The following is a 21,059-nucleotide window of genomic DNA, read 5'->3' on the forward strand; positions in this document are numbered from 1 at the left end:
GGCAGGACCCGTTTCCGGTGCCGTGGTGGCGCACACGTGCGCCCGGAGCGCGGTCGGGGGCGGATCAGTGCGGTCGGCGGTGGCGTCCGCGGGGCCGGAGACACAATGAGCGCTTCCCACCCGCCTCACCACGAGGAGAGCCGAACATGGAGAGCGCACTGACCGCAGCGGAGAAGGTCCTGGCCCCGCTGCCCGAACTGTCCCCCGACGTGGAGGAGATGTACGAGGACCTGCACCGCCACCCCGAACTGGGCTTCCAGGAGGTCCGAACCGCGGGTATCGCCGCGAGGAGCCTGCGCGCGTGCGGCTACGGGGTCCACGAGGGGGTGGGAGGCACGGGTGTGGTCGGGCTGCTGCGCAACGGTGAGGGCCCGGTGGTGCTCCTGCGCGCCGACATGGACGGCCTTCCCGTGGCCGAGGACACCGGTCTGGACTACGCGGCCACGGACGCCACCGGTGTCCGCGAGGGCCGTCGGGTCCCGGTCATGCACGCGTGCGGCCACGACGTCCACGTGGCGTGCCTGGTCGGGGCCGCGCGGCTGCTCGCCCGGTCGCGGGACCACTGGTCGGGGACGGTGGTGGCGCTGTTCCAGCCGGCGGAGGAACTCGGAACCGGCGCACGCGCCATGGTGGAGGACGGGCTCTACGAACGGGTACCGCGCCCGGACGCCGTCCTGGCCCAGCACGTCTCCCCGCTCGCAGCCGGACACGCCGCGTACTGTCCGGGCGAGTCCATGGCCGCTTCCGACGAGGTGCGCATCACCTTCCACGGGGTCGGCGGGCACGGTTCCCGCCCGGAGGCCGCCAACGACCCGGTACTGACGGCCGCGGCCTTCGTACTGCGCGTGCAGATGGTCGTCTCCCGGGAGATCCCAGCCCGGGAGCGGGCGGTCCTGACCGTCGGTTCCATCACCGCGGGCGAGGCGGCCAACGTCATCCCCGAAACCGCCGAGGTGGCACTGAACGTGCGGAGCTTCGATCCGGCCGTGCGCGAACGGATCCTGGCGTCGGTCGAGCGCATCGCCCGGGCGGAGTCCGACGCGGCCGGAGCCCCCCGGCACCCGGACGTCCGCCACACGGGCGGTTTCCCCCTCACCCGCAACGACGACGTACTGATGGAGAAGGTCAACGCCGCGCTGCGGGCCCGGCTGGGGGAGGACCGGGTCCACGAGATCGGTCCCGTCACCGGCAGCGAGGACGTGCAGTACATCGCCGACGCCGCCGGGGCGCCCCTCTACTACTGGTGGCTGGGGGGATGGGAGCCCGAGGAGTTCCTGCGCGCCTACCGGGCCGGCACCGCCGACCGCGACATCCCCGCCAACCACTCTCCCCGGTTCGCGCCCGTGCGTCGGCCAACGCTCGACACCGGAGTGGCCGCGATGGCGGTCGCGGCCCTGTCCTGCCTGGCATCGGCCGACTAGCGTCCCGTACGGCCGCCGCCCGTGGCCCGGGCACCGCTCCGGCCGCGGGCGGCGGCCGCGGAAGGCCCCTAGAGGCCCGACACCGGGTCCGCCCACAGGTCCATGGGCACGTGGCCGGCGGCGCGGCCCGCCCTGTCCAGAAGCCGCCCCGTCCGTTTGACCGAGCGCAGGCTCACCGCCCGGTCCACGACGCCGACCCCGGGGTGGGCGACCGCGACCCGGTGCTCCCAGTCGGCGAGGTCCTCCAGGCGGTGCAGCCAGACGATCGCGACCGCCGACGCCCCGCCGGCCACGTGGGCCGACATCCGCGTCTCGGGCATCGCGGCCAGGCCGGCGCACACGTCGCCGATCCGCTCCACCGGTACGTCCAGCCACAGTGACACGTGCACGGGCCAACCCGCCTCGCGGGCGGCGGTGTCGCACCGGATGGTCAACCGCCCCGACCGCACCAGTTCCGGAATCCTGCGCCTGAGCGTGCTGGAGGGGACCCCCGTCCTGCGGGAGAGCTCGGAGTAGGGCATCCGTCCGTCCTCGCCCAGGGCGAGGATGAGCTCCCGGTGCGGTGCCAGGGAGGGCGGCTGCCCGTTCGTCTCCGTCTGCTCCTCGCCGATCCTCCTGCGCTGGAGCGGGTCGAGGCTGTCCAGACGCCAGGAACCGGCGTCGCGCGCCATGCGCACGATCATCGTGGTCCGCACCCACTGCACGCCGAACACGCGGGGCAGCACGTCGAGGACGAAGGAGGCCAACGACGGCTGGGTGACCGCGGCGACGGTCACCAGCAGGTCCCGGCCTCCACTGACGACCTCCACGCTCACCGCGTGCGGATACCGGGCGATCCTTCCCGCGGCCTCCTCGGCCTGGCCGGCGGCGCAGCCGACCTCCACCAGCGCCATCCCGCCCCACGACAGCTGGGAGGGGCCCACGTAGCAGGTGATCCACGCGAATCCCTCGGCCGTGAGCTGCGCCCACCGGCGCGAGAGCGTGGAGGCGTCGACTCCGAGGGGCTCGGCCAGCTCGGTCCACGACGCGCGTGGGGAGAGTTGCATGGCGTTGACCATCATGAGGTCCAGTTCGTCCATTCGGCCCATCCGTGCAGTGTCGAACCCGATATGACCTTTTCGTGAATAAATGCACCTTACCCAGTGACCGTGGTCATGCTTGGGGCGTCCACCCCACCGGGGAATGGACACGCAGTACAAGGCGGGGGCATTCCACACAGGAGGCATTGTGACTCGACCAACGCGCAGATGGACGGCGCTCGGCATGGTTCTGGCCACCGCGGCCCTCACGTCCTGCACCACCGGCTCGGAGGGCGCCGCCGACACGTCCCGGGTACGCGTCGCCGTCACGGCGGACGCCACATCGTTCGATCCCGCGCGGGGAAACGTCGCCGCCGACTACCAGTTCGCACGCCTGACCCACGACACCCTGGTCCGGTCGAACCCCGAGGGGGAGACGGTCCCTGGACTGGCCGCGTCGTGGGAGGAGAGCCCCACCGAAGTGGAGTTCACCCTCAGGGAGGGGGTCACCTGCTCCGACGGAACGGCACTGGACGCCGACACGGTGGCGGCGGCCCTGGAGTACCTCGCCTCCCCCGACACCGGCTCATCGATCACCGGCAACGTCTTCGGACCCGGCGAGCCCGAGATCTCCTCCGACACCGACGCGGGAACCGTCACCGTCACCCTGGAGAGCCCCTGGTCGGGCCTCCTGCCGGGGCTGTCCTCCGCACAGGCCGGGATCCCGTGCACCACCGACCCCGAGGAACTGGCCTCGGGCGGAGCCCCGGGAACCGGGGCCTACACCCTCACCGACTCCCAACGGGGATCGGAGTACACCTTCTCCCTGCGTGAGGACTACGACTGGGCACCGGACTTCGGTACCCGGGGCTCGTTCCCCGAGACCATCACCTTCCAGGTGATCGAGAACGAGAGCACCGTCGCCAACCAGATGGAGACCGGCCAGATCGACTACGCCGCCTTCACCGGCGCCGACAGCGCCCGTTTCGACCCCGGGGAGTACACCGTCGTCTCCCGACCGACGGTGTTCATGTTCCTGGTGTTCAACGAACGCGAGGGCAGGCCCGGGGCCGACCCGCGGGTGCGGGAGGCGGTCGCCCGGAGCGTGGAACCGGATGCCTTCCGCAACGCGGTCACCAGCGAGGCCGGAACCCTGCTCAACACCGTGGTCCCCGCGGACTTCCGGTGCGCCCTGGACGACGCGTCACTGCTGACGGAGACCGACCCCGACGCCGCGGCCGGGATCCTCGGCGACGTGGAGATGAGCCTGGTCGGCACGAACGCGATCGCCGGCGGATCCGGCAACGAGTACGTCCGCGCCGCGCTCGCCGAAGCCGGCGCACAGATCGACCTGCGCAACGTGGACAACGCCACCTGGGGGACCGAGGTCCTGGGCGCCGAGGGCGACTGGGACGTCACGGTGATGGCCGCACTGAATCCCAGCGGCACCCTCACTCCCACGATGTCCCTGCTCACCGGGCCGCCGCCACCGGACGGCCGCAACTTCGGCGCGGTCGACAGCCCCGGTCTGACCGAAGGCTTCCAAAGCGCGATGTCGTCCGTGGACACCGGGGAGCAGTGCGCCGCGTGGCAGGACGCGCAGCGGGCGATGCTGGAGGGACACCACGCGGTCCCGCTGTCCTCGGTGGACGTCAGCTGGGTGATGGCCGAGCACGTGAGCGCGACGGTCTTCCCCACCGGTGTCGAGATCTCCACCCTGCGGATCACGGACTGAGGTCGCCGATGTCCCCCCTGTCCACCGCACGCGCCAGGCCCGGCCGGATCTGGGCCCGCTTCCTCCTGCGCCGCCTTCTCGGCCTGGGCGCCGTCCTCGTCGTCCTGGTCACCGCCACCTTCCTGATCCTGCAACTGGTGCCCGGGGACCCCGCCCGCGCGGCGATCAGCGTCGACGCCTCCCCCGAGGAGGTCGCGGCGATGCGCCACTCCCTGGGGCTGGACCGGCCCCTGGCCGAGCAGTTCGCCTCCTACGTCGGCGGCCTGCTCACCGGTGACCTCGGCACCTCCTTCCAGACCGGTGAGGCGGTCTCGCGGATCATCGCCACGCGCCTGCCCTTCACCGCGCAACTGGCCGTGTTCTCGGTGCTGGTCGCACTCCTGATCGCGGTCCCGGCGGGTGTCGTGGTCGCCGTGGCGTGCCGTGGCGGGCGCCGCCGTCCCCTCGACACGGCCTTCACCACCACGGCCTCCGTCGTCGGCTGCACACCCGAGTACATCGCGGGCACGCTCCTGGTCCTGCTGTTCGCCGTCACCCTGGGCTGGCTGCCGGCGGCGGGCGCCGCCACCCCGGCCTCGCTCCTGCTGCCCGTGGCGGCGATCGCGCTCTCGCCCGCGGCGGCGCTGGCCCGCATCGTGCGGCGGGAGACCGCCGTCGTGCTGGAGGAGGACTACCTGCGCACGGCCCGTGCCAAGCGCCTGGGCGGCTGGGCGCTGTACGCGCGGCACACGCTGCCGAACCTGCTGACCTCGACCCTGACCATGGGAGGGCTGCTCCTGGCCGGGCTGATGGGCGGCACCGTGATCGTGGAGTCGGTCTTCGCCTGGCCCGGGCTCGGGAGCCGGGTGGTGCAGGCGATCCTCGTCCGCGACTTCCCCGTCATCCAGGGCATCGTCCTGGTGATCGGACTCATGGCCGCCGTCATCAACCTCCTGGTCGACGTCTGCCTCGGCGTACTCGACCCCCGCACACTCACCGGAAAGACCGAGGAGGCGAGTTCGTCGTGACCTCTCCCCCGCGCAACCCCACCCTTCTCCGAAGGCCCGGCCTCGTCGTCGGAACGGCGGGCCTGCTGGCCGTCCTGGTCCTGGCCGTCCTGGGGCCCTGGGTCTGGGGCGACCAGGCCGCGCAGCTCAGCGACAGCACCCGGGCCGCGCCCGGGGCCGACCACTGGCTGGGCACCGACGCGCTGGGACGCGACGTGCTGGCCCGCACGCTCACCGCCACCCGGCTCACCCTGCAGACGACCGCCCTGGCCACCGCCCTGGCCGCGAGCGTCGGCCTGCTGCTGGGCGGGACGATCTGGCTGAGCGGACCGCGCGTGCGGACTGCCGGGCTGAGGATCATCGACGTCCTGGTCGCCTACCCCGCCCTGATCCTCTCGCTCCTGGTGGCCGCGGTGGTCGGCCCCGGTCCCACGGCGTCGGTCCTCGCGGTCGGCGTGGCGGGCAGTCCGGCCTTCGCCCGGCTCACCGCCAACCTCGCCGGTTCGGTCGCCGCGCGGGACTACGTCACCAGCGCCCGCATGCTCGGCGTCCCCAAGCACCGCCTGTTCCTGAGGCACATGCTGCCCAACATGGCCGAACCGCTGCTGGTCCTGGTCTCGGTGGCCTTCGGCACCATCCTCGTGACCCTGTCCGGCCTGTCCTTCCTCGGCCTGGGCGCTCAGCCGCCGCACTTCGACTGGGGGTCGCTGCTCTCCGAGGGGCTCCGGGAACTGCACACCAACCCCAGCCAGGCCCTGGGACCGGCTCTGGCCATCGTCCTCACCGGGACCTGCGCCGGGCTGGTGGGCGACGCCGTGGCGGCCGGCGCCGACGCGCGCTCGTCCGGCGTCCGCGTCCTCGCACGCTCCACGGACGAGACCTCCGCTCCGGCCGCCGGCACCGGGGCGGACAGCGGAGCGGGGGTGCTCGGCGTGCGTTCGCTGACGGTGTCCGACGCCTTCGGGACCCGGCTCGTCGACGGTGTCTCCTTCGACGTGGGCCCCGGGGAGATCGTCGGGGTGGTCGGGGAGTCCGGATCCGGCAAGACGCTCACCGCGATGGCGGTGGCGCGGCTGCTCCCGACCGGGCTGCGCACCAGCGCCGAGGTGATGCGCCTGGGCGACCTCGACCTGCACGGACGCCCCGAGGCGCGACGACTGGCCCTGGACCTGGGCGTGGTCTTCCAGGACCCCCTGTCCTCGCTCAACCCCGCGCTGCGGATGGGCACCCAGCTCACCGAGGTCCTGCGCACCCATGCGCGTGCGACACCGCAGGAGGCGCACGAGCGGGTGCGGCGCAGTCTGGTCCGTATGCGCGTCGCCGACCCCGACGAGCTCATGCGGAGCTATCCCCACCAGCTGTCCGGCGGGATGCGCCAGCGCGCCATGATCGCCGCGGCGCTGGCCGCCGCACCGAAGCTGATCATCGCCGACGAGCCCACCACGGCACTGGACATGACGGTCCAGGCCGACGTCCTGCGCCTGCTGCGGGAGGCCGGCCGCGGCGGGGAGACGGCCGTCCTGCTGATTTCGCACGACATCGCGGTCGTCTCCTCGGTGTGCGACCGGGCCCTGGTGATGTACTCGGGCCGCGTGGTGGAGTCCCTCGACACGTCCGCGCTGCGCGGAGGGGAGGCGGCTCACCCCTACACCCGTGCCCTGCTCAGCGCGACCCCCGCCGCCGCCCTGGCCCTGGCCCCGACCGGCGGCGGGGCACCGCCCGACCGCCTGGCCACCATCCCGGGACGCCCTCCCCGCCCCGGGCTGCGGCCGGCGGGGTGCGCGTTCGCGCCCCGGTGCTCACACGCCCTGGACCTGTGCCACGACTCGGTGCCCGCACCGGTCGGGACCGGGACGGGTACGGCCGCGTGCTTCGCACCGGTCACCGCCCCGCACGACAACGCCCCGGAGGATGCGCGATGACCGCCACGGAGTCCGATCGGACCGCCCGCCCCGCCCTGCTCCGAGCCGAGGGCGTCACCGTGGGCTACGGCTCCCGCTCGGTGGCGGTCCCGGTCCTGCGATCGGTCGACCTCGAACTGCGGCACGGGCGCACCCTCGGGCTGGTCGGCGAGTCGGGGTCGGGCAAGTCGACCCTGGCCCGCACCCTGGTGGGCCTGCTGCGGCCCTCTGCCGGACGGGTACTGCACGAGGGCCGCGACCTCGCCTCGGCGGACAGGGGGGAGGTGGCCGCGCTCAGGCGCTCGGTCCAGCTCATCCCCCAGGACCCCTACGCCTCGCTGAATCCCCGGATGACCGTGGGGGCGGCCATCGCCGAGGCCGTTGATCCGCGCCGTGCGTCGCTGCGCAGGCACCGGTCCGAGGTCGAGCGCTGGCTGGGGCTCGTGGCGCTGGACCCCGACGCGGCGGACCGCCATCCGCACGCGTTCTCCGGGGGCCAGCGCCAGCGGATCGCCGTGGCCCGCGCACTGGCCGCCCGCCCCCGGGTGGTGATCGCCGACGAGATCACCTCCGCCCTGGACTGCTCGGTCCAGGCCGAGGTCCTCAACGTGCTGGCCGACCTGCGCGCGGAGCTCGACCTGACGATGCTGTTCATCTCGCACGACCTGAGCGTGGTGCGCCTGGTCAGTGACGACGTCGCCGTGCTCTACCTGGGGCGCGTGGTGGAACGGGGAGAGGTGCACGAGGTCCTGGGCCAAGCCCCAGCCCACCCCTACACCCGGCTGCTCCTGGACAGCGTCCCGGACGGACGGGAGCTGCCGCGCCCCTCCGAAGCCGCGGCCGAGCCCCTCACCCCGCACCGGGCGGTACCGCGCGGCTGAGGCGGAGCCCGTCTTCTCCTACGGCCCCGGTCGGCCCCGGAGTCAGCTGCGGGCGCCGCTGGGCAGTTCCCGGCTGATCTCCCGCACCCGGTGGTGGACCGGCCGGGTGGGGGACAGGGCCGAACAGGTGGTGGGGCACTCCTGCCCTTCGACCGTCTCCACGGTCACCGAGTACAGGCCGCCTCCGTGCCCCAGGGTGAGCCGGACCCCGTCGGCGGTCTCCTCCTCGGACAGGTGGGTCAGCGCGTTGACGCCCACCGGGACGCCGAGCCAGGCGCGGAGCGCGGCCTCGGCGGCCTGGGCGGGGGAGGAGTCGGTGCAGCGGCCCCGGTAGTTCTCGGGCAGGACCAGGCCCCGTTCGAAGGCGTCCACGGTGCGGGCCGCCGACTCCGGCTCCAGCCGGCCGAAGTACACGCCCTGGGGCAGGGCCACCAGGTTGGCGGCGAAGCGGTCGCCGCCAACGTGCGTGGTCTCCCACACCTCGGCGCGGCCCGCCGCGCCCAGGGCCGAGGCGACCGGGCGGCCCAGCATCGCGCAGCAGGGGTCCTTCTTGGCGTGGGTGCACACCAGGTAGAGGTTGTGGTCCACCGGGGTGCCGAAGGAGGGCGGTTCGGGGCGTTCGACGGCGGTGACGTCGAAGGCCAGGAGTTCGGCCAGGTCGTGGAAGTCCACCCGCCGTGCCCAGGGACGGGTGCGGCTGGTGTGGACGAAGTAGGCGCGCAGCGGGCCGTCGCCGCGGGTGCGTTCGCTGGCTCCGGGGCGTTTGATCAGCTGGGGTTTGACGTCGTGCCCGGTGATGCGCTCGGCCAGCCGGGAGACCACGGCCTTGTCCAGGCCGGGGCTGGTGAAGGCCGGGTGGCGCCAGGGGCCGTTGTGCTCGACCAGGAGCCAGCCGCCGGTGCGCCCCGCAGTGCCCGCGATCTGTTCGTCGGTGTAGCGCGCCAGGGCGGAACAACCCCGGCGACCGTCGGGGGCGGTGGGAAGCCGCACGGGACCACGTCCAATCGGATGGTGCTCACTGCTGTGCTGTGCGCACGCGGGAACCCCGCCGGGGGATCCCCTCCGCGTGGCAGGTTGGTTAGGCTACCCTATCCTGCCCTGGGGGTCGGCGGTGTGGTCGGGGCCCCGTTTTCGTGTCGGTCTTCACGGTGTTCCGGAAGTCTGTCTCCCCCTTGGCCTCTGTTGGTTCTGCCCTGCCGGAGGGGCCCTGCCCGGGCCGTTCGATCCCTCGCTGCACATGGCGCACGGCCCCGACTCGTCCTTGACCCGGTGGTCGCGAGCACTTAGGTTCACTATAAGAACTAGTGTTCGCAAAGCGTACGCATGTGGGTGTTCGTCTTCGCCCCGCCCCCGATGCGCCCCGCCAGGAGAACCGCCCGCACAGCCACCCCGCCCCGCGACACCACACCCGCCAAGGAGCCGCACCGTGAGCCTGTTCGCCGCCGAGGAGTACACGTCCGCCGTCTTCACCGGGGCGTGGACCCCGGCCAGCGGAGGTGACGCCGAGGTCGTCTCACCCTCCTCCGGCGCGGTCCTGGGCCGCACCGGTATCGCCGACGCCCAGGACGTGCGCGAGGCCGCCGCGCGCGCCGCCACGGCCCAGCGCGACTGGGCCGCCACCTCCTTCGAGGAGCGCGCAGCCGTCATGCGCCGTGCCGGGGACCTGCTGGAGGCCCATCAGGAGGAGGTCGTCGGCTGGCTGCGCCGCGAGGGCGGGGCAGCCGCCGGGATGGCGGGCTTCCAGGTGCACGTGGCCGCGGGGGAGTGCTTCGAGGCCGCCGCACTGGCCTCCCAGCCGCACGGCGAGATCCTGCGCACCGCCAAGCCCCGCCTCAGCTTCTCCCGCCAGGTCCCGGCGGGCGTGGTCGGGGTCATCGCCCCGTTCAACGTCCCCCTCATCCTGGGCATCCGCTCCGTCGCCCCGGCCCTGGCCCTGGGCAACGCCGTCCTCCTCAAACCCGACCCGCGCACCGCGATCTGCGGCGGTGCCGTCCTGGCCGAGGTCTTCCGGCAGGCCGGGGTCCCCGAGGGGGTGCTGCAGGTACTGCCCGGCGGGGCCGAGGCCGGCCAGGCCCTGGTCGCCGACCCGCACGTGCGCGTCATCTCCTTCACCGGCTCCACCCCGGCCGGACGCAAGGTCGGCGAGGCCGCGGCCCGCCACCTCAAGCGCGCCCACCTGGAACTGGGCGGCAACTCCCCGCTGGTCGTCCTGGACGACGCCGCCGTGGACCAGGCCGCCTCCATCGGCGCCTGGGGCTCCTTCCTGCACCAGGGCCAGATCTGCATGACCGCCGGCCGCCACCTGGTGCACGAGTCGGTCGCCGACGCCTACGTGGAGCGGCTCGCGGCCAAGGCCGACGCCCTGACCGTGGGCAGCGCCGAGGATGACGGCGCCGCGCTGGGGCCGATCATCGACGCCGGCCAGCGCGACAGGATCCACCACCTGGTCACCAGCAGCGTCGCCTCCGGAGCGCAGCTGCGCGCGGGCGGCACCTACCAGGACCTGTACTACCGGCCCACCGTCCTGGACCGGGTGGCCCCGGACACCCCCGCCTACGCCGAGGAGGTGTTCGGCCCGGTCGCCCCGGTGGTGCGCTTCTCCTCCGTGGACGAACTGGTGGAGCTGGCCAACTCCACCGAGTACGGCCTGTCCCTGGGCGTGGTCACCACCAACCCGATGCGCGGCATGGAGATCGCCGACCGTATCCCCAGCGGCATCGTGCACATCAACGACCAGACCGTCGACGACGAGGCGGTGGCCCCCTTCGGCGGGGTGGGTTTCTCGGGTACCGGGGCGAGATTCGGCGGCACCCGCGCCAACCTGGAGGCCTTCACCGAAACCCAGTGGATCACCATGCAGGCCGACCCGGCCCGCTACCCGTTCTGATCCCGCCGACCCGACCGGCCGGGAACACGACCGGCCGGGAAACCGAGGGGCACGGGAGATGCCCGGCAGTACGCCCCGTGCCCCTCAGTCCCACGAGTTGAACAGCAGCTCGCCCACCGTGTCCGGACGCCAGTGCCGGATCTGTGCGTGCTCGGCCCGCGAGAGCGCGCCCAGGTCCGCCTCGGAGACGGGCGTGCCCAGCTCGTCGGCCGTCAGGCAGCCGAAGCCCAGGACCTCGAAAGCCTCCGACCACCCCGGCGGGTCGGTGAAGACCGGCACCGGTCCGCCGGGCACCACCGGTGCGTCGGCGAAGGCGACCAACCTCAGGTGCGGGTGGCACAGAACCACGTGCTCGCGTGCGCCGCACCTGATCGTCGCCGAGAGGAAGCCGGCCGCCCCCGCGCCGCCCGGTCCGCCAACCGTTCCGCCTGCCCGGCGAGCGGCCTCCCAGCACGCGCCGCGGAAGGCGGCCGGGTCCGTCCGCGGGAGCTCCGCTTCGCCACGGTCCCGGAACCCGGTCGCCCCGCGTTCGAGTCGCACCGGCACGACCCCCGTCCCGCACTGTTCCGATCTTGGTCGGCCTTCTCACCCCGCCGGGCTAGGCGGAGATGCCGCCGTCGCTGTTGAGCAGCTGCCCGTTGATCCAGCCGCCCTGGGGCGAGCACAGGAAGTCGACCAGGTGCGCGGTGTCGCGCGGGGTGCCCAGGCGCCCCAGCGGGGTGTGTTCGGTGCAGTGCTCGCGCACCCGGTCGGGCATCCAGCCGGTGTCCACCGGGCCCGGGTTGATCACGTTGGCGCTCACCCCCAGGTGGGCCAGCTCGCGCGCCGCGGCCAGCACGATCCGGTCCAGGGCGCCCTTGCTGGCCCCGTAGGGCAGGTTGTCCACCACGTGGTCGCTGGTCAGGGCGATGATCCGGCCGCTGCCGTGCTCCCCGGTGAAACGCAGCCCGAACTCGCGCACCAGCAGCCACGGGGCGCGCGCGTTGACGGCGAAGTGCCGGTCGAAGCTTTCCACCGTGGTGTCGAGCAGTCCTGAGTCCAACGACTCGCAGTGGCACATCACCAGGGCGCGCACCGGACCCAACCGCTGTTCGACCTCGTCGAAGACGCGCGCGGGGGAGGCCGGGTCGGCCAGGTCGGCCTCGACGGCGACGGTGGCCGCGCCGCGTTCGGCCAGGTCGGCGCCGAGGGTGTCGACGGCCTCGGCCTGCACGCCCCAGGGCATGCGCTCGTCGTAGGGCGTCCACTGTGTGCGGGCCACGTCCCAGCCGGAGTCGGCCAGACGGCGTGTGATCGCGGCACCGATGCCGACGGTGCGCCCCACCCCGGTGACCAGGGCGACGGGACGGGCGGACGCCTCGGGGGCGGGGGCCGCGGCGGGGTTCGGGTGAGCGTTCATGGGCACTCATCCTGGCCGCGGCGGCGCCCGCCCACAAAGGGTTTTCCACCCCCGGGTCCGGGGACGTCGCGGGTCGAGGGCCGGGACGAAACGGAGCCGGAGGATTTGTACCATCAGGCGCATGCCAAGTGAACGCCTGTGGTCCCTCACCCCCGTCGAACAGCGCCTCGACTCCTGGGCGCGTCGGCGCCTGGAGGCCCTGCACGGCCAGGGGAGGGTGCGCGGGTTCCTGCTGGAGTTCGCCGTGTTCACGGTCAAACAGGCCTGGGCCTGCGTCTTCGGCGCCGCGATGCTGGTACTGCTGGTCACCACCCACCTGTGGTACCCCGAGGCAGCAGCGCTCTCCCGCAGCGACGCACTGGTGATCGGAGCGGTGGCCATCCAGGCGCTCATGCTCCTGCTGCGCCTGGAGAGCGGCCGCGAGCTGTGGGTGATCGTGCTGTTCCACCTGGTCGGCACAGTCATGGAGATCTTCAAGACCTCCGTGGGCTCCTGGCACTACGGCGGCGACGGCCTGCTGTGGATCGCCGGGGTGCCGCTGTACACCGGGTTCATGTACGCCGCGGTCGGCTCCTACATGGTCCGGGTCTTCCGCCTGTTCGACCTGCACTTCGACCGCTACCCGGCCCGCTGGGCGACCGCCCTGCTCGGCGCGGCCGTCTACGCCAACTTCTTCGGCCACCACTACGTCTTCGACGCCCGCTGGGTCCTGCTGGCCGTGATCGTGGTGCTCTACGCCCGCTGCACCATGCAGTTCCGCATCCACCGGGCCCGGCCCTGGCGGAGGATGCCCATCCTGGCGGCGTTCACCGGGGTGGCCTTCTTCATCTGGATCGCGGAGAACATCGCCACCGCCGCGGGAGCCTGGATCTACCCCAACCAGGCGGACGGGTGGGAACTCGTGTCGCTGTCCAAGCTCGTCTCCTGGTTCCTGCTGATGATCATCTCCGTGGTCCTGGTGACCTTCGTGTACCGGCCGCGGCCGTTGGCGGACACCGCCGAGGTGGTGCGCGGGCCGGGCCACGAACTCAGCCGGTGAGGTCGGGGATGACCTTCGGTCCCACCCGGCGCACGTAGTCGCGGAACAGGGCCACCGCCGGGGGCTCGTAGCCGCCGCCCGACCCCTGCTTGGGCCAGACCACCCCCACCGGCCGCTCCGCGTCCCCGTCGCGGACCGGCAGCTCCACCGTCCCGCCCAGCGGCCCCCGGGGGCGGGCGGGCAGCACCGACACCCCCAGCCCCGCCGCCACCAGGCCGCGCGCCGTGGCGATGTCGTCGGCCTCGAAGGCCACCCGGGGGGTGAACCCCGCCCGGTCGCTGAGCCGGTCGGTCAGGTGACGCACCCCGCGCCCCGGCTTGAGCAGGATGAACTCGTCGCGCACCGAGGCCAGCGACACGGGCCCCCGCGCGGCGAGGGGGTGGTGTTCGGGCACCACCAGGCGCAGGTGCTGGGTGTGCAGGACCGCCGACACCAATCCCTGCCCCGAGGGCAGCGGTGAGGTCAGCGCCAGGTCCGCGCCGCCCGCGGACAGGCGCTGGAGGGACTGTGCCCACGCCTCCTGGGTCAGGGTGAACCGCACCCCCGGGTGCTCGGCCCGGAAACCCCGCAGCAGCACCGGTACCACCTCCACGCCCAGGGTGGGCAGGAACGTCAGCGCCACCCGGCCCTCCTCGGCCCCGGTGAGTTCGGCCACCCCCTGGCGCAGGTCGTCCAGCGCGCGCTCCACGTGCGGCAACAGCACACGACCGGCCCGGGTCAGCCGGATCCCCCGCCCGGTGCGCTCCACCAGCGCCATCCCCAACTCCTCCTGCAACCGGGCCAGAGCCCTGCTCAGCGTGGGTTGGGGCATGTCCAGCGACTCCGCCGCGTGGGTGACGTGCTCGGTCCCGGCGACCGCGGAGATCATCCGCAAACGGGGGGCCAGGATCCCGACCAACGCGTCCACATCAGAAACATCCATGCGAAACAGTATGCAACAACGTGAAATCATGCATTGGACGTATGAAAGGACGCTTTCTAGCGTTGAGGCATGACCGTGACCAGCACATCCACCAGCCGTGACCCGCGCCCCCGTGCAGGCACGGCCGCCTACCGGCGCACGGTCACCGCCCTCGTGGCCGCCGCCGTGGCCACCTTCGCGCAACTGTGGTCGGTCCAGCCGATCCTGCCCGCCATCGCCGAGGGGTTCGGTGCCTCCGCCGGACAGGCCGCACTCACCGTCTCGCTGGCCACCGGCGGCCTGGCCGGGTGCACCCTGCTCTGGAGCGGGATCGCCGACCGCGTCGGTAGGGCGCGCGTCATCACGCTCTCCCTGCTCCTGGCCATCCTCCTGGGCGCCGCGGCGCCCCTGGCCACCGAACTGTGGGTCCTGCTGCTGCTCCGCACCCTGCAGGGCGCGTCCCTGGGCGGGGTCTCCGCCGCGGCCGTGGCCTACCTGGCCGAGGAGATCCACCCCGCCGACGCGCCCAGGGCCACCGGCCTGTACATCGCCGGAAACCCCCTGGGCGGCATGGCCGGGCGGCTGCTGGCCGGATTCGCCGCCGACCTCGGCGGCTGGCAGTGGGGGGTGGCCGCCAACACCCTCCTCGGCCTGGTCAGCCTGGCCGTGTTCGTGCTGGTACTGCCCCGCCGACGCGGAACGGTCTCCCCCGCCCGCAGCAGCGGCGGCCCGGCGGAACCGGGGATGGGGCAGCGTCTGCGCGCCGCGCTCACCACCCGTGGCCTGCCCGCCCTCTACGCCCAGGCGCTGCTGCTCATGGGTGCCTTCATGGCTGTGTACAACGTGCTGGGGTTCCGGCTGACCGACGCGCCCTTCGGCCTGTCCCAGGCGGTCGCCTCGCTGTTGTTCCTGTCCTACACCGCCGGGATGCTGGGATCGGGCATGGCCGGTTCGGCCACCCTGCGGTGGGGAAGGTACGGGGTTCTCACCACCGCCACCCTGATGCTGTTTCTCGGGCTGGGCGGCCTGTTCACCACCTCGGTGGTCTTCCTGCTGGCCACCCTGCTCGTGCTGACCTTCGCGTTCTTCTGTGCCCACGCCACCGCTTCCGCGTGGGTGGGTTCCCAGGCAGTGACCGGCCGCGCCCAGGCCACGGCCCTCTACACGCTCGCCTACTACCTGGGTGCCAGCCTGTTCGGGTGGCTCGGCGGGGTGGTCTACGACGCGGTGGGCTGGAACGGCACCGTGGCCCTGGCTCTGACGCTGACCGCCCTGGCCGGACTCATCGCGCTGCGTCTGCGCCGCCTGCCCGCCCCGGACCGTGCCTGAGTGCTTCGGGGGAGGTCCCGGTGGGTCGGCTCGTACCGAGGAAGGAGTTGTAGCCTTCCGGGCCTTCGGATGTTCGTATGCTTGGGAGTACGGGCTGCCCGAGTGAGATCACGCGAAGATAACACTCTGCGTCGTCGCAGGTCATTAACTGTAAGCCCCGCGCACGCGGGGATGGACCGACCAGCGCCATGACGGCCGCAGCTTCGCTGTGGTAAGCCCCGCGCACGCGGGGATGGACCGCTGGAGGACTCCGACGGCGACCGCACCACCGCGTAAGCCCCGCGCACGCGGGGATGGACCTCCACTCCTCCCTCTTGATTTGGTGGGTGTAACGTAAGCCCCGCGCACGCGGGGATGGACCGGTGTCGCGCGCCCCGAGTTCGAGGTCGGTGATGTAAGCCCCGCGCACGCGGGGATGGACCGACGCCGTCGTCGGTGGCGTGCTCGACCTGCTGGTAAGCCCCGCGCACGCGGGGATGGACCGCTTCTCCCACATCACGGCCTGTGGTCGCGTCCGTAAGCCCCGCGCACGCGGGGATGGACCGTAGATCGTGTCCTTCATGACGCCCAGGGGAGCGTAAGCCCCGCGCACGCGGGGATGGACCGCCTTCCGGCCCCCCGAAGAAACCGCAGGCTCCGTAAGCCCCGCGCACGCGGGGATGGACCTGGGATTCGGCCAGGGCGGCCCTGGCCAGGTCAGTAAGCCCCGCGCACGCGGGGATGGACCGGAACTGGCCAGGATCACCCGCGAGGACCAGGCGTAAGCCCCGCGCACGCGGGGATGGACCGACGAAGCGGTCGCATCGGGCGGTGCCGATTCCGTAAGCCCCGCGCACGCGGGGATGGACCGGTCAACCCCCTGAAAATCTGACCTGCTTCTTCACCTCCACCACCTTCCCCGCTCTGCTCGTTACCGTGGTCGTATGCCTACCGAGCTGCGCAACGCCCCCACCCCCACCGAGGTCATCGCCGCGTGGATCCCACATGACGCCCGCTGGAACGCACAGGCCCGTCAGGCAGCTCGGGCCGGGGTCGAAGCGCTGCGCCGGTACGTGACCGGGCTGATCACCCACCACCGCGACGGCGGTCTTCTGGTGGACGACGACTTCGACCTGCGCAGCATCGCTGCCGTCGTCGAGGACCTGGAGGAAGGCGGGCTCTTCCGGGTGAGGTGGGACCAGGCGCAGGACGCCCTGCTCGTTCCGGACAGGGCCGGGGTCCGGTAACTGGAAGCGACCACCCCGGAGACGACCCCGCAGACGTTCTCGGTTCCGGCTGAGGCCGTCGCGTGTGAGTGAGCCCCGGACGCGCTTGCTTCTGCCGAACCGGACAGGGCAGCGGCGGCTGCCCTGATCTGCACCGCCCCGAAGCTCGGAAGAAAGGTGAGGTGAGGGCTCTGGCCAAACGGAAATTCGCAAACCACATGTTCGTTCTGTGGGCGGCTCCGTGGATTCTGGTGACGCTCGCCTGGTTCGTCCTTCTCGGGTTCGAGTGGTACATCAGCGGCCCGTCGTCCTGTCCGCTGGAGGACGGAACATCCCTGTACGGCACGAGCGCCTGGTCCTGGTTCCCTCCGGGGCAGGTGTGCGTCTGGGAGGTGACGGTGGGTGGAGAGCCCTACACCGTGACCGAGCGGCCCCCTGTGGCGCGGCTGGGAATCCTGGCCGTCCTTCTGCTCTGGGGTGTCTCCGTGCTGACTCTGGTGCTGCGGCGCAGGTCGGGCGCGGAGTGAGGACAGGCATCAGCCCGCTGGCCTCCAGGGTGTTGGCCAGCCCTCTCTGAACCCTGTCCGGGCCCGGCGCAGAGAGGGAAGGGGAAGGGAGGGGAGCCCTCGTGCGGAATTAGTTTAAGATTCAACTTGTTGGAGCGGGTGACCGGAAGCCACAGGAAGGGTGAAGGACATGGACGTGCGCCCCTCGGGGATCCACCACGTGACCGCGATCGCGAGCGACCCCCAGGCCAACGCCGACTTCTACCTGAACGCGCTGGGCATGCGCATGGTCAAGCGGACCGTCAACTTCGACGCTCCGGAGACCTACCACTTCTACTACGGCGACCGCGCGGGCAACCCCGGCACGATCATGACCTTCTTCCCCTGGCCCGACGCGCCCAAGGGCAGGCTCGGCGCCGGTCAGGCCACCACCACGACCTTCTCCGTCCCCGAGGGCTCCCTCGGCTGGTGGGCCGACCACCTCTCCGCCCTGAACGTGCCGATCACCCGGCCGAGCGAACGCGGCGAGGAGGACGTGCTCAGCCTGCGCGACCCCGACGGCCTGGTCATCGAACTGGCCGCCAGCGCCGACTTCCACGACACCGACCCCTGGGACGGGGGAGTGGTCCCCACAGAGCACGCCATCCGCGGCATCCGCGCCGTCACCCTCACCGAGCAGGACGCCGAGGGCACCGCCCGGATGCTCGGCGACCAGCTGGGGTTCCGCCTGCACAGCGAGGACGGCAACCGGATGCGTTTCCGCACCAACGACACCGGCGACGGGGTGGGCACCATCGTCGACGTCCTGGCCGACCCCGGGGCCGAGCGCGGCCTGGTCGCTGCCGGAACCGTCCACCACGTCGCCTACCGCGCCCCCGACACCCCCGTCCAGGACTCCTGGCGCCGGCGTCTGGAGCAGGACGGTGTGGGCGTCACCGAGATCCGCGACCGCACCTACTTCACCTCCATCTACTTCCGCGAGCCCGGCGGCGTACTGCTGGAGATCGCCACCGACGGCCCCGGTTTCGACTACGACGAACCGCTGCTGGAGCTGGGCCGCTCGTTGAAGCTCCCGCCGTGGCTGCAGCCCGACCAGGAGCAGATCGCCGCGAACCTGCCCCGCGTGGAGGTGCGCCAGTGACCGTCCTGGAGGAGTTCACGCACGTCTTCGAACCGGCGACCCGCCCGGGCGCCCCGACCCTGCTGCTGCTCCACGGCACCGGCGCCGACGAACACGACCTGCTGCCGCTGGGCCGGGCCCTGGCATCCGGGGCCGCCCTGCTGTCCCCGCGCGGCAGGGTCGACGAGAACGGCATGAACCGCTGGTTCCGCCGCCTGCGGGAAGGCGTCTTCGACGTCGAGGACCTCATCGAGCGCACCGCCGAACTGGCCGGGTTCGTCAGAGCCGCCACCGCTGCTTACGACCTGGACCCCGAGCGAATCGTGGTCAGCGGGTTCTCCAACGGCGCCAACACCGGCGCGGGCCTGCTGCTGCTCCACCCGGGGCTGGTCGCGGGCGCGGCGCTCTTCGCGGGCGGTGCCCCGCTCCAGGGGCGCGAACCCGGCCCGGTCGAGCTCTCGGGCACCCGGGTGTTCCTGGGCAACGGTGTCGCCGACCCGATCACCACCATCGACCAGGCCCGTCTGCTCGCCGACCAGTTGGGGGAGCGGGGAGCGGAGGTCGAGGCCCACGAGCACCCCGGGGGACACCAGCTGCCCCCGGACGTGCTGGGCCGGGCCAGGGACTGGTTCGACCGCGCCGGGTTCTGAGCGCGGCCCCGATCCGGGGCTCCGCAGAGGAGCACCCACCAGCGGCGGTGGCGCCCCGTGCACCCGGGCGTCACCGCTTCTCTCACCGCAATAACGAATCTACGTCGTAAAGGCGAGGGATTTCAGCAGCAGAAGAACATCAGGGGTCACCGCCCGCATGTAAGGGGACTAATGCCCCGGTCCCCTGACAAAGCGGTCCATGCCGCTGGCTAGATTGGCTCGCGCACCGATCCCCGCCACGGAAGAGAACCGATGATCCCCTCCCGCAGTGAGCAGTCCCGGTGATGGACCCCGAGATCCTCGGCCTGCTGTTGCTGGCCGCCGTCGCCGCGGGCTGGATCGACGCCGTCGTCGGGGGAGGGGGCCTACTGCTGCTCCCCGCCCTGATGGTCGCCGCACCCCACCTGCCCCTGGCCACCCTGCTGGGCACCAACAAGCTCGGCGCGGTCTTCGGCACCACCTCCGCCGCCATCGCCTACGCCCGCAAGGTCACGATCGACCGCCGCGTCGTGATCCCCACCGCGGGACTCGCCCTGCTCGGCTCGGGGCTGGGCGCGGGCCTGGCCGTCGCCCTGACCGCCGACGTGCTCAAACCGATCATCATGGTGGTCCTGGCCGGAGTGGCCCTGCTGGTGGTCTTCCGGCCCGCCATGGGCACCTCCCCGAATCCGGCCCTGCGCACCCGCAACCGGATCCTGGCCGCCGTGGCGCTGGCCGGACTCGGGGTGAGCTTCTACGACGGCATCATCGGCCCCGGCACCGGAGTCTTCCTCATCATCGCCTTCACCGCCGTGCTCGGCATGGACTTCCTGCACGCCTCGGCCTCGGCCAAGATCGTCAACGTGTGCACCAACATCGGCGCCCTGGTGGTCTTCGCCCTGGGCGGCCACGTGGACTGGCTGCTCGGTCTGGGCCTGGCGCTGTGCACCATCCTGGGCGCCCAGGTCGGCGCCCGGATGGCCCTGCAGCGGGGATCGGGGTTCGTGCGCGCGGTGCTACTGGTGGTCGTGCTGGCCCTGCTCGTCCGGATGGGCTGGGACGTCTTCGCCTGAGCCCTACACCGCCGGGTCCGTCTCACCGGTCAGCGCCGCAGTGACGTCCTCGATGATCCGGTGCGCACCGTGGTGGTTGGCCGAGCCCCAGAAGTCGTAGTCCACCCGGTAGATCTGCTCGTCCCCGACCGCGTCCAGGTTGGCCCACAGCCCGTCGGAGAAGGTCTCGGGGGCGTCCGGGTAGCCCGAACCGGCCAGGGCGAAGACCACGTCGCCGTCGGCCTGGTCCAGGTTCTCGTAGCTGCGCGGGACGAAGTCGGTGTCCCCCTCACCCTCCAGCTGGGTGTCGGGGCGGGCGAAGCCCAGGTCGCCGATGACCTGGCCGGGGAAGGACTCGGGGGTCTCCAGGCGGATCTCGGTGCCGCTCTGCAACCGCACCAGGGACAGCTCGGTCCCGGCGGGGTCCACACCGGCCGCCTCCAGCTCCCCGCGGGCCCCTTCGACCGCCTCCTCGTAGGCGGACACGGCCTGCTCGGCCTCGGTCTCGGCGCCCAGGACCCCGGCGACCTCCTCCAGGTGGCCGCGCCAGGAGCCGGTGCCCTCCCACTCCAGCAGGACGGTGGGCGCGATCGCCTCCAGTTCGTCGGCCATCTCGGCCTGGGCGCCCATCGGGGTGCTCACCCCGATGATCAGGTCGGGTTCGGCGGTGGCCAGCTCCTCGATGTTGACGTCGTCCTCGGCGGGGGAGTTGGTGACCAGGGTCAGGTCGGCGCCGTCCACGTCCTCGGGCAGGAAGGGCGCCAGCCCGTACCCGTCCGCGCCGGGGGTGCCCATGGTGCCCACCACGCCGTGGCCCAGCTGGGTGACGGCGGCCAGGGTGGGGCGCCACAGTACGGCGATCCGTTCGGGGGAGGCGGGCACCTCCACCGTTCCGTTGGCCGCCTCCACCGTGCGGGTCTCGGCGGTACCGTCGGGGGCGGAGCCGCCGCCACCGGTACCGCAACCGGTCAGGGCAAGCGCCCCGGCCAGGGCGAACACGCTCAGCGAGCGCAGGAGAGGTGTGCTGTGCGACATCTACGGGGACCCTT

Annotated in this window: 19 protein-coding genes and 1 CRISPR repeat array; of the genes, 13 read left to right on the forward strand and 6 right to left on the reverse strand. The window is 72.4% G+C overall.

What is annotated here, in order from left to right; all coding sequences use genetic code 11:
• Positions 1-146 precede the first annotated feature (146 nt).
• Positions 147-1,421 (forward strand): amidohydrolase, encoded by a 1,275-nt coding sequence (locus IE195_RS09125; protein WP_191269595.1) that lies wholly within the window; start codon positions 147-149, stop codon positions 1,419-1,421.
• Positions 1,422-1,489: 68 nt separating this feature from the next.
• Here the strand turns inward: IE195_RS09125 and IE195_RS09130 are convergent, their stop codons facing one another.
• Positions 1,490-2,509: an Lrp/AsnC family transcriptional regulator gene (locus IE195_RS09130; RefSeq protein WP_191269597.1), complete on the reverse strand. Its 1,020-nt coding sequence runs from the start codon at positions 2,507-2,509 to the stop codon at positions 1,490-1,492.
• 139 nt (positions 2,510-2,648) lie between these two features.
• Here IE195_RS09130 and IE195_RS09135 point away from each other — a divergent pair, with 139 nt between their 5' ends.
• The 4 genes from IE195_RS09135 to IE195_RS09150 are packed head-to-tail and all read left to right on the forward strand — an operon-like array spanning position 2,649 to position 7,943.
• On the forward strand, positions 2,649-4,175 hold the full coding sequence (locus IE195_RS09135) for an ABC transporter substrate-binding protein (protein WP_191269599.1): 1,527 nt from the start codon (positions 2,649-2,651) through the stop codon (positions 4,173-4,175).
• An 8-nt stretch (positions 4,176-4,183) separates the two neighbouring features.
• Positions 4,184-5,182 (forward strand): ABC transporter permease, encoded by a 999-nt coding sequence (locus IE195_RS09140; protein WP_191269601.1) that lies wholly within the window; start codon positions 4,184-4,186, stop codon positions 5,180-5,182.
• Entirely contained in the window at positions 5,179-7,083 is a 1,905-nt protein-coding gene (locus IE195_RS09145) for a dipeptide/oligopeptide/nickel ABC transporter permease/ATP-binding protein (protein ID WP_229826142.1), read from the forward strand. The genes IE195_RS09140 and IE195_RS09145 overlap by 4 nt, the downstream gene beginning before the upstream one ends.
• Positions 7,080-7,943, forward strand: coding sequence for an ATP-binding cassette domain-containing protein (locus IE195_RS09150; RefSeq protein ID WP_191269603.1), 864 nt, complete (start codon positions 7,080-7,082; stop codon positions 7,941-7,943). The genes IE195_RS09145 and IE195_RS09150 overlap by 4 nt, the downstream gene beginning before the upstream one ends.
• Positions 7,944-7,985: 42 nt before the next feature.
• On the opposite strand, the gene IE195_RS09155 is transcribed toward IE195_RS09150, so the two are convergent.
• Complete coding sequence (locus IE195_RS09155; protein WP_191269605.1) at positions 7,986-8,933, reverse strand: ferredoxin family protein; 948 nt, start codon at positions 8,931-8,933, stop codon at positions 7,986-7,988.
• 436 nt (positions 8,934-9,369) lie between these two features.
• On the opposite strand from IE195_RS09155, the gene IE195_RS09160 reads away from it, so the two are divergent.
• Complete coding sequence (locus tag IE195_RS09160; RefSeq protein ID WP_191269607.1) at positions 9,370-10,830, forward strand: benzaldehyde dehydrogenase; 1,461 nt, start codon at positions 9,370-9,372, stop codon at positions 10,828-10,830.
• An 84-nt stretch (positions 10,831-10,914) separates the two neighbouring features.
• Here the strand turns inward: IE195_RS09160 and IE195_RS09165 are convergent, their stop codons facing one another.
• Both IE195_RS09165 and IE195_RS09170 read right to left on the reverse strand, forming a co-directional pair.
• Entirely contained in the window at positions 10,915-11,178 is a 264-nt protein-coding gene (locus tag IE195_RS09165) for a hypothetical protein (protein ID WP_191269609.1), read from the reverse strand.
• 250 nt (positions 11,179-11,428) lie between these two features.
• Complete coding sequence (locus IE195_RS09170) at positions 11,429-12,229, reverse strand: SDR family oxidoreductase (RefSeq protein WP_191269610.1); 801 nt, start codon at positions 12,227-12,229, stop codon at positions 11,429-11,431.
• Between the two features lie 121 nt (positions 12,230-12,350).
• Here IE195_RS09170 and IE195_RS09175 point away from each other — a divergent pair, with 121 nt between their 5' ends.
• Positions 12,351-13,268, forward strand: coding sequence for a DUF817 domain-containing protein (locus IE195_RS09175; RefSeq protein ID WP_191269612.1), 918 nt, complete (start codon positions 12,351-12,353; stop codon positions 13,266-13,268).
• Here IE195_RS09175 and IE195_RS09180 read toward each other — a convergent pair.
• A complete protein-coding gene (locus tag IE195_RS09180; protein ID WP_191269614.1) occupies positions 13,258-14,190 on the reverse strand; it encodes a LysR family transcriptional regulator in 933 nt (310 codons plus the stop codon). The two genes, IE195_RS09175 and IE195_RS09180, sit on opposite strands and share 11 nt — an antisense overlap.
• 69 nt (positions 14,191-14,259) lie before the next feature.
• On the opposite strand from IE195_RS09180, the gene IE195_RS09185 reads away from it, so the two are divergent.
• The 6 genes from IE195_RS09185 to IE195_RS09210 all read left to right on the forward strand — a co-directional run bounded on the left by IE195_RS09185 (position 14,260) and on the right by IE195_RS09210 (position 20,031).
• Positions 14,260-15,498, forward strand: a complete 1,239-nt coding sequence (locus IE195_RS09185; protein ID WP_191269616.1) for an MFS transporter — start codon at positions 14,260-14,262, stop codon at positions 15,496-15,498.
• A 150-nt stretch (positions 15,499-15,648) separates the two neighbouring features.
• A CRISPR array of direct repeats spans positions 15,649-16,348; the repeat unit is 29 nt; unit sequence GTAAGCCCCGCGCACGCGGGGATGGACCG.
• A gap of 73 nt (positions 16,349-16,421) precedes the next feature.
• Positions 16,422-16,724 (forward strand): hypothetical protein, encoded by a 303-nt coding sequence (locus tag IE195_RS09190; protein ID WP_191269618.1) that lies wholly within the window; start codon positions 16,422-16,424, stop codon positions 16,722-16,724.
• Positions 16,725-16,921: 197 nt separating this feature from the next.
• The gene (locus tag IE195_RS09195) at positions 16,922-17,230 is read left to right on the forward strand and encodes a hypothetical protein (RefSeq protein ID WP_191270568.1); all 309 of its coding nucleotides are present in this window, start codon (positions 16,922-16,924) and stop codon (positions 17,228-17,230) included.
• Between the two features lie 169 nt (positions 17,231-17,399).
• Entirely contained in the window at positions 17,400-18,350 is a 951-nt protein-coding gene (locus tag IE195_RS09200; protein ID WP_191269620.1) for a ring-cleaving dioxygenase, read from the forward strand.
• Positions 18,347-18,979 carry an alpha/beta hydrolase gene (locus IE195_RS09205; protein WP_191269622.1) on the forward strand — a complete coding sequence of 211 codons (633 nt, stop codon included), beginning with the start codon at positions 18,347-18,349 and terminating at the stop codon, positions 18,977-18,979. The genes IE195_RS09200 and IE195_RS09205 overlap by 4 nt, the downstream gene beginning before the upstream one ends.
• A gap of 284 nt (positions 18,980-19,263) precedes the next feature.
• Positions 19,264-20,031, forward strand: a complete 768-nt coding sequence (locus tag IE195_RS09210; protein WP_191269624.1) for a sulfite exporter TauE/SafE family protein — start codon at positions 19,264-19,266, stop codon at positions 20,029-20,031.
• 3 nt (positions 20,032-20,034) lie between these two features.
• Here the strand turns inward: IE195_RS09210 and IE195_RS09215 are convergent, their stop codons facing one another.
• Complete coding sequence (locus tag IE195_RS09215) at positions 20,035-21,045, reverse strand: iron-siderophore ABC transporter substrate-binding protein (RefSeq protein WP_191269626.1); 1,011 nt, start codon at positions 21,043-21,045, stop codon at positions 20,035-20,037.
• Between the last annotated feature and the right edge of the window lie 14 nt (positions 21,046-21,059).

Origin of the sequence: Nocardiopsis terrae (assembly GCF_014651695.1) — a bacterium.
GTDB classification, from domain to species: Bacteria; Actinomycetota; Actinomycetes; order Streptosporangiales; family Streptosporangiaceae; genus Nocardiopsis; species Nocardiopsis terrae.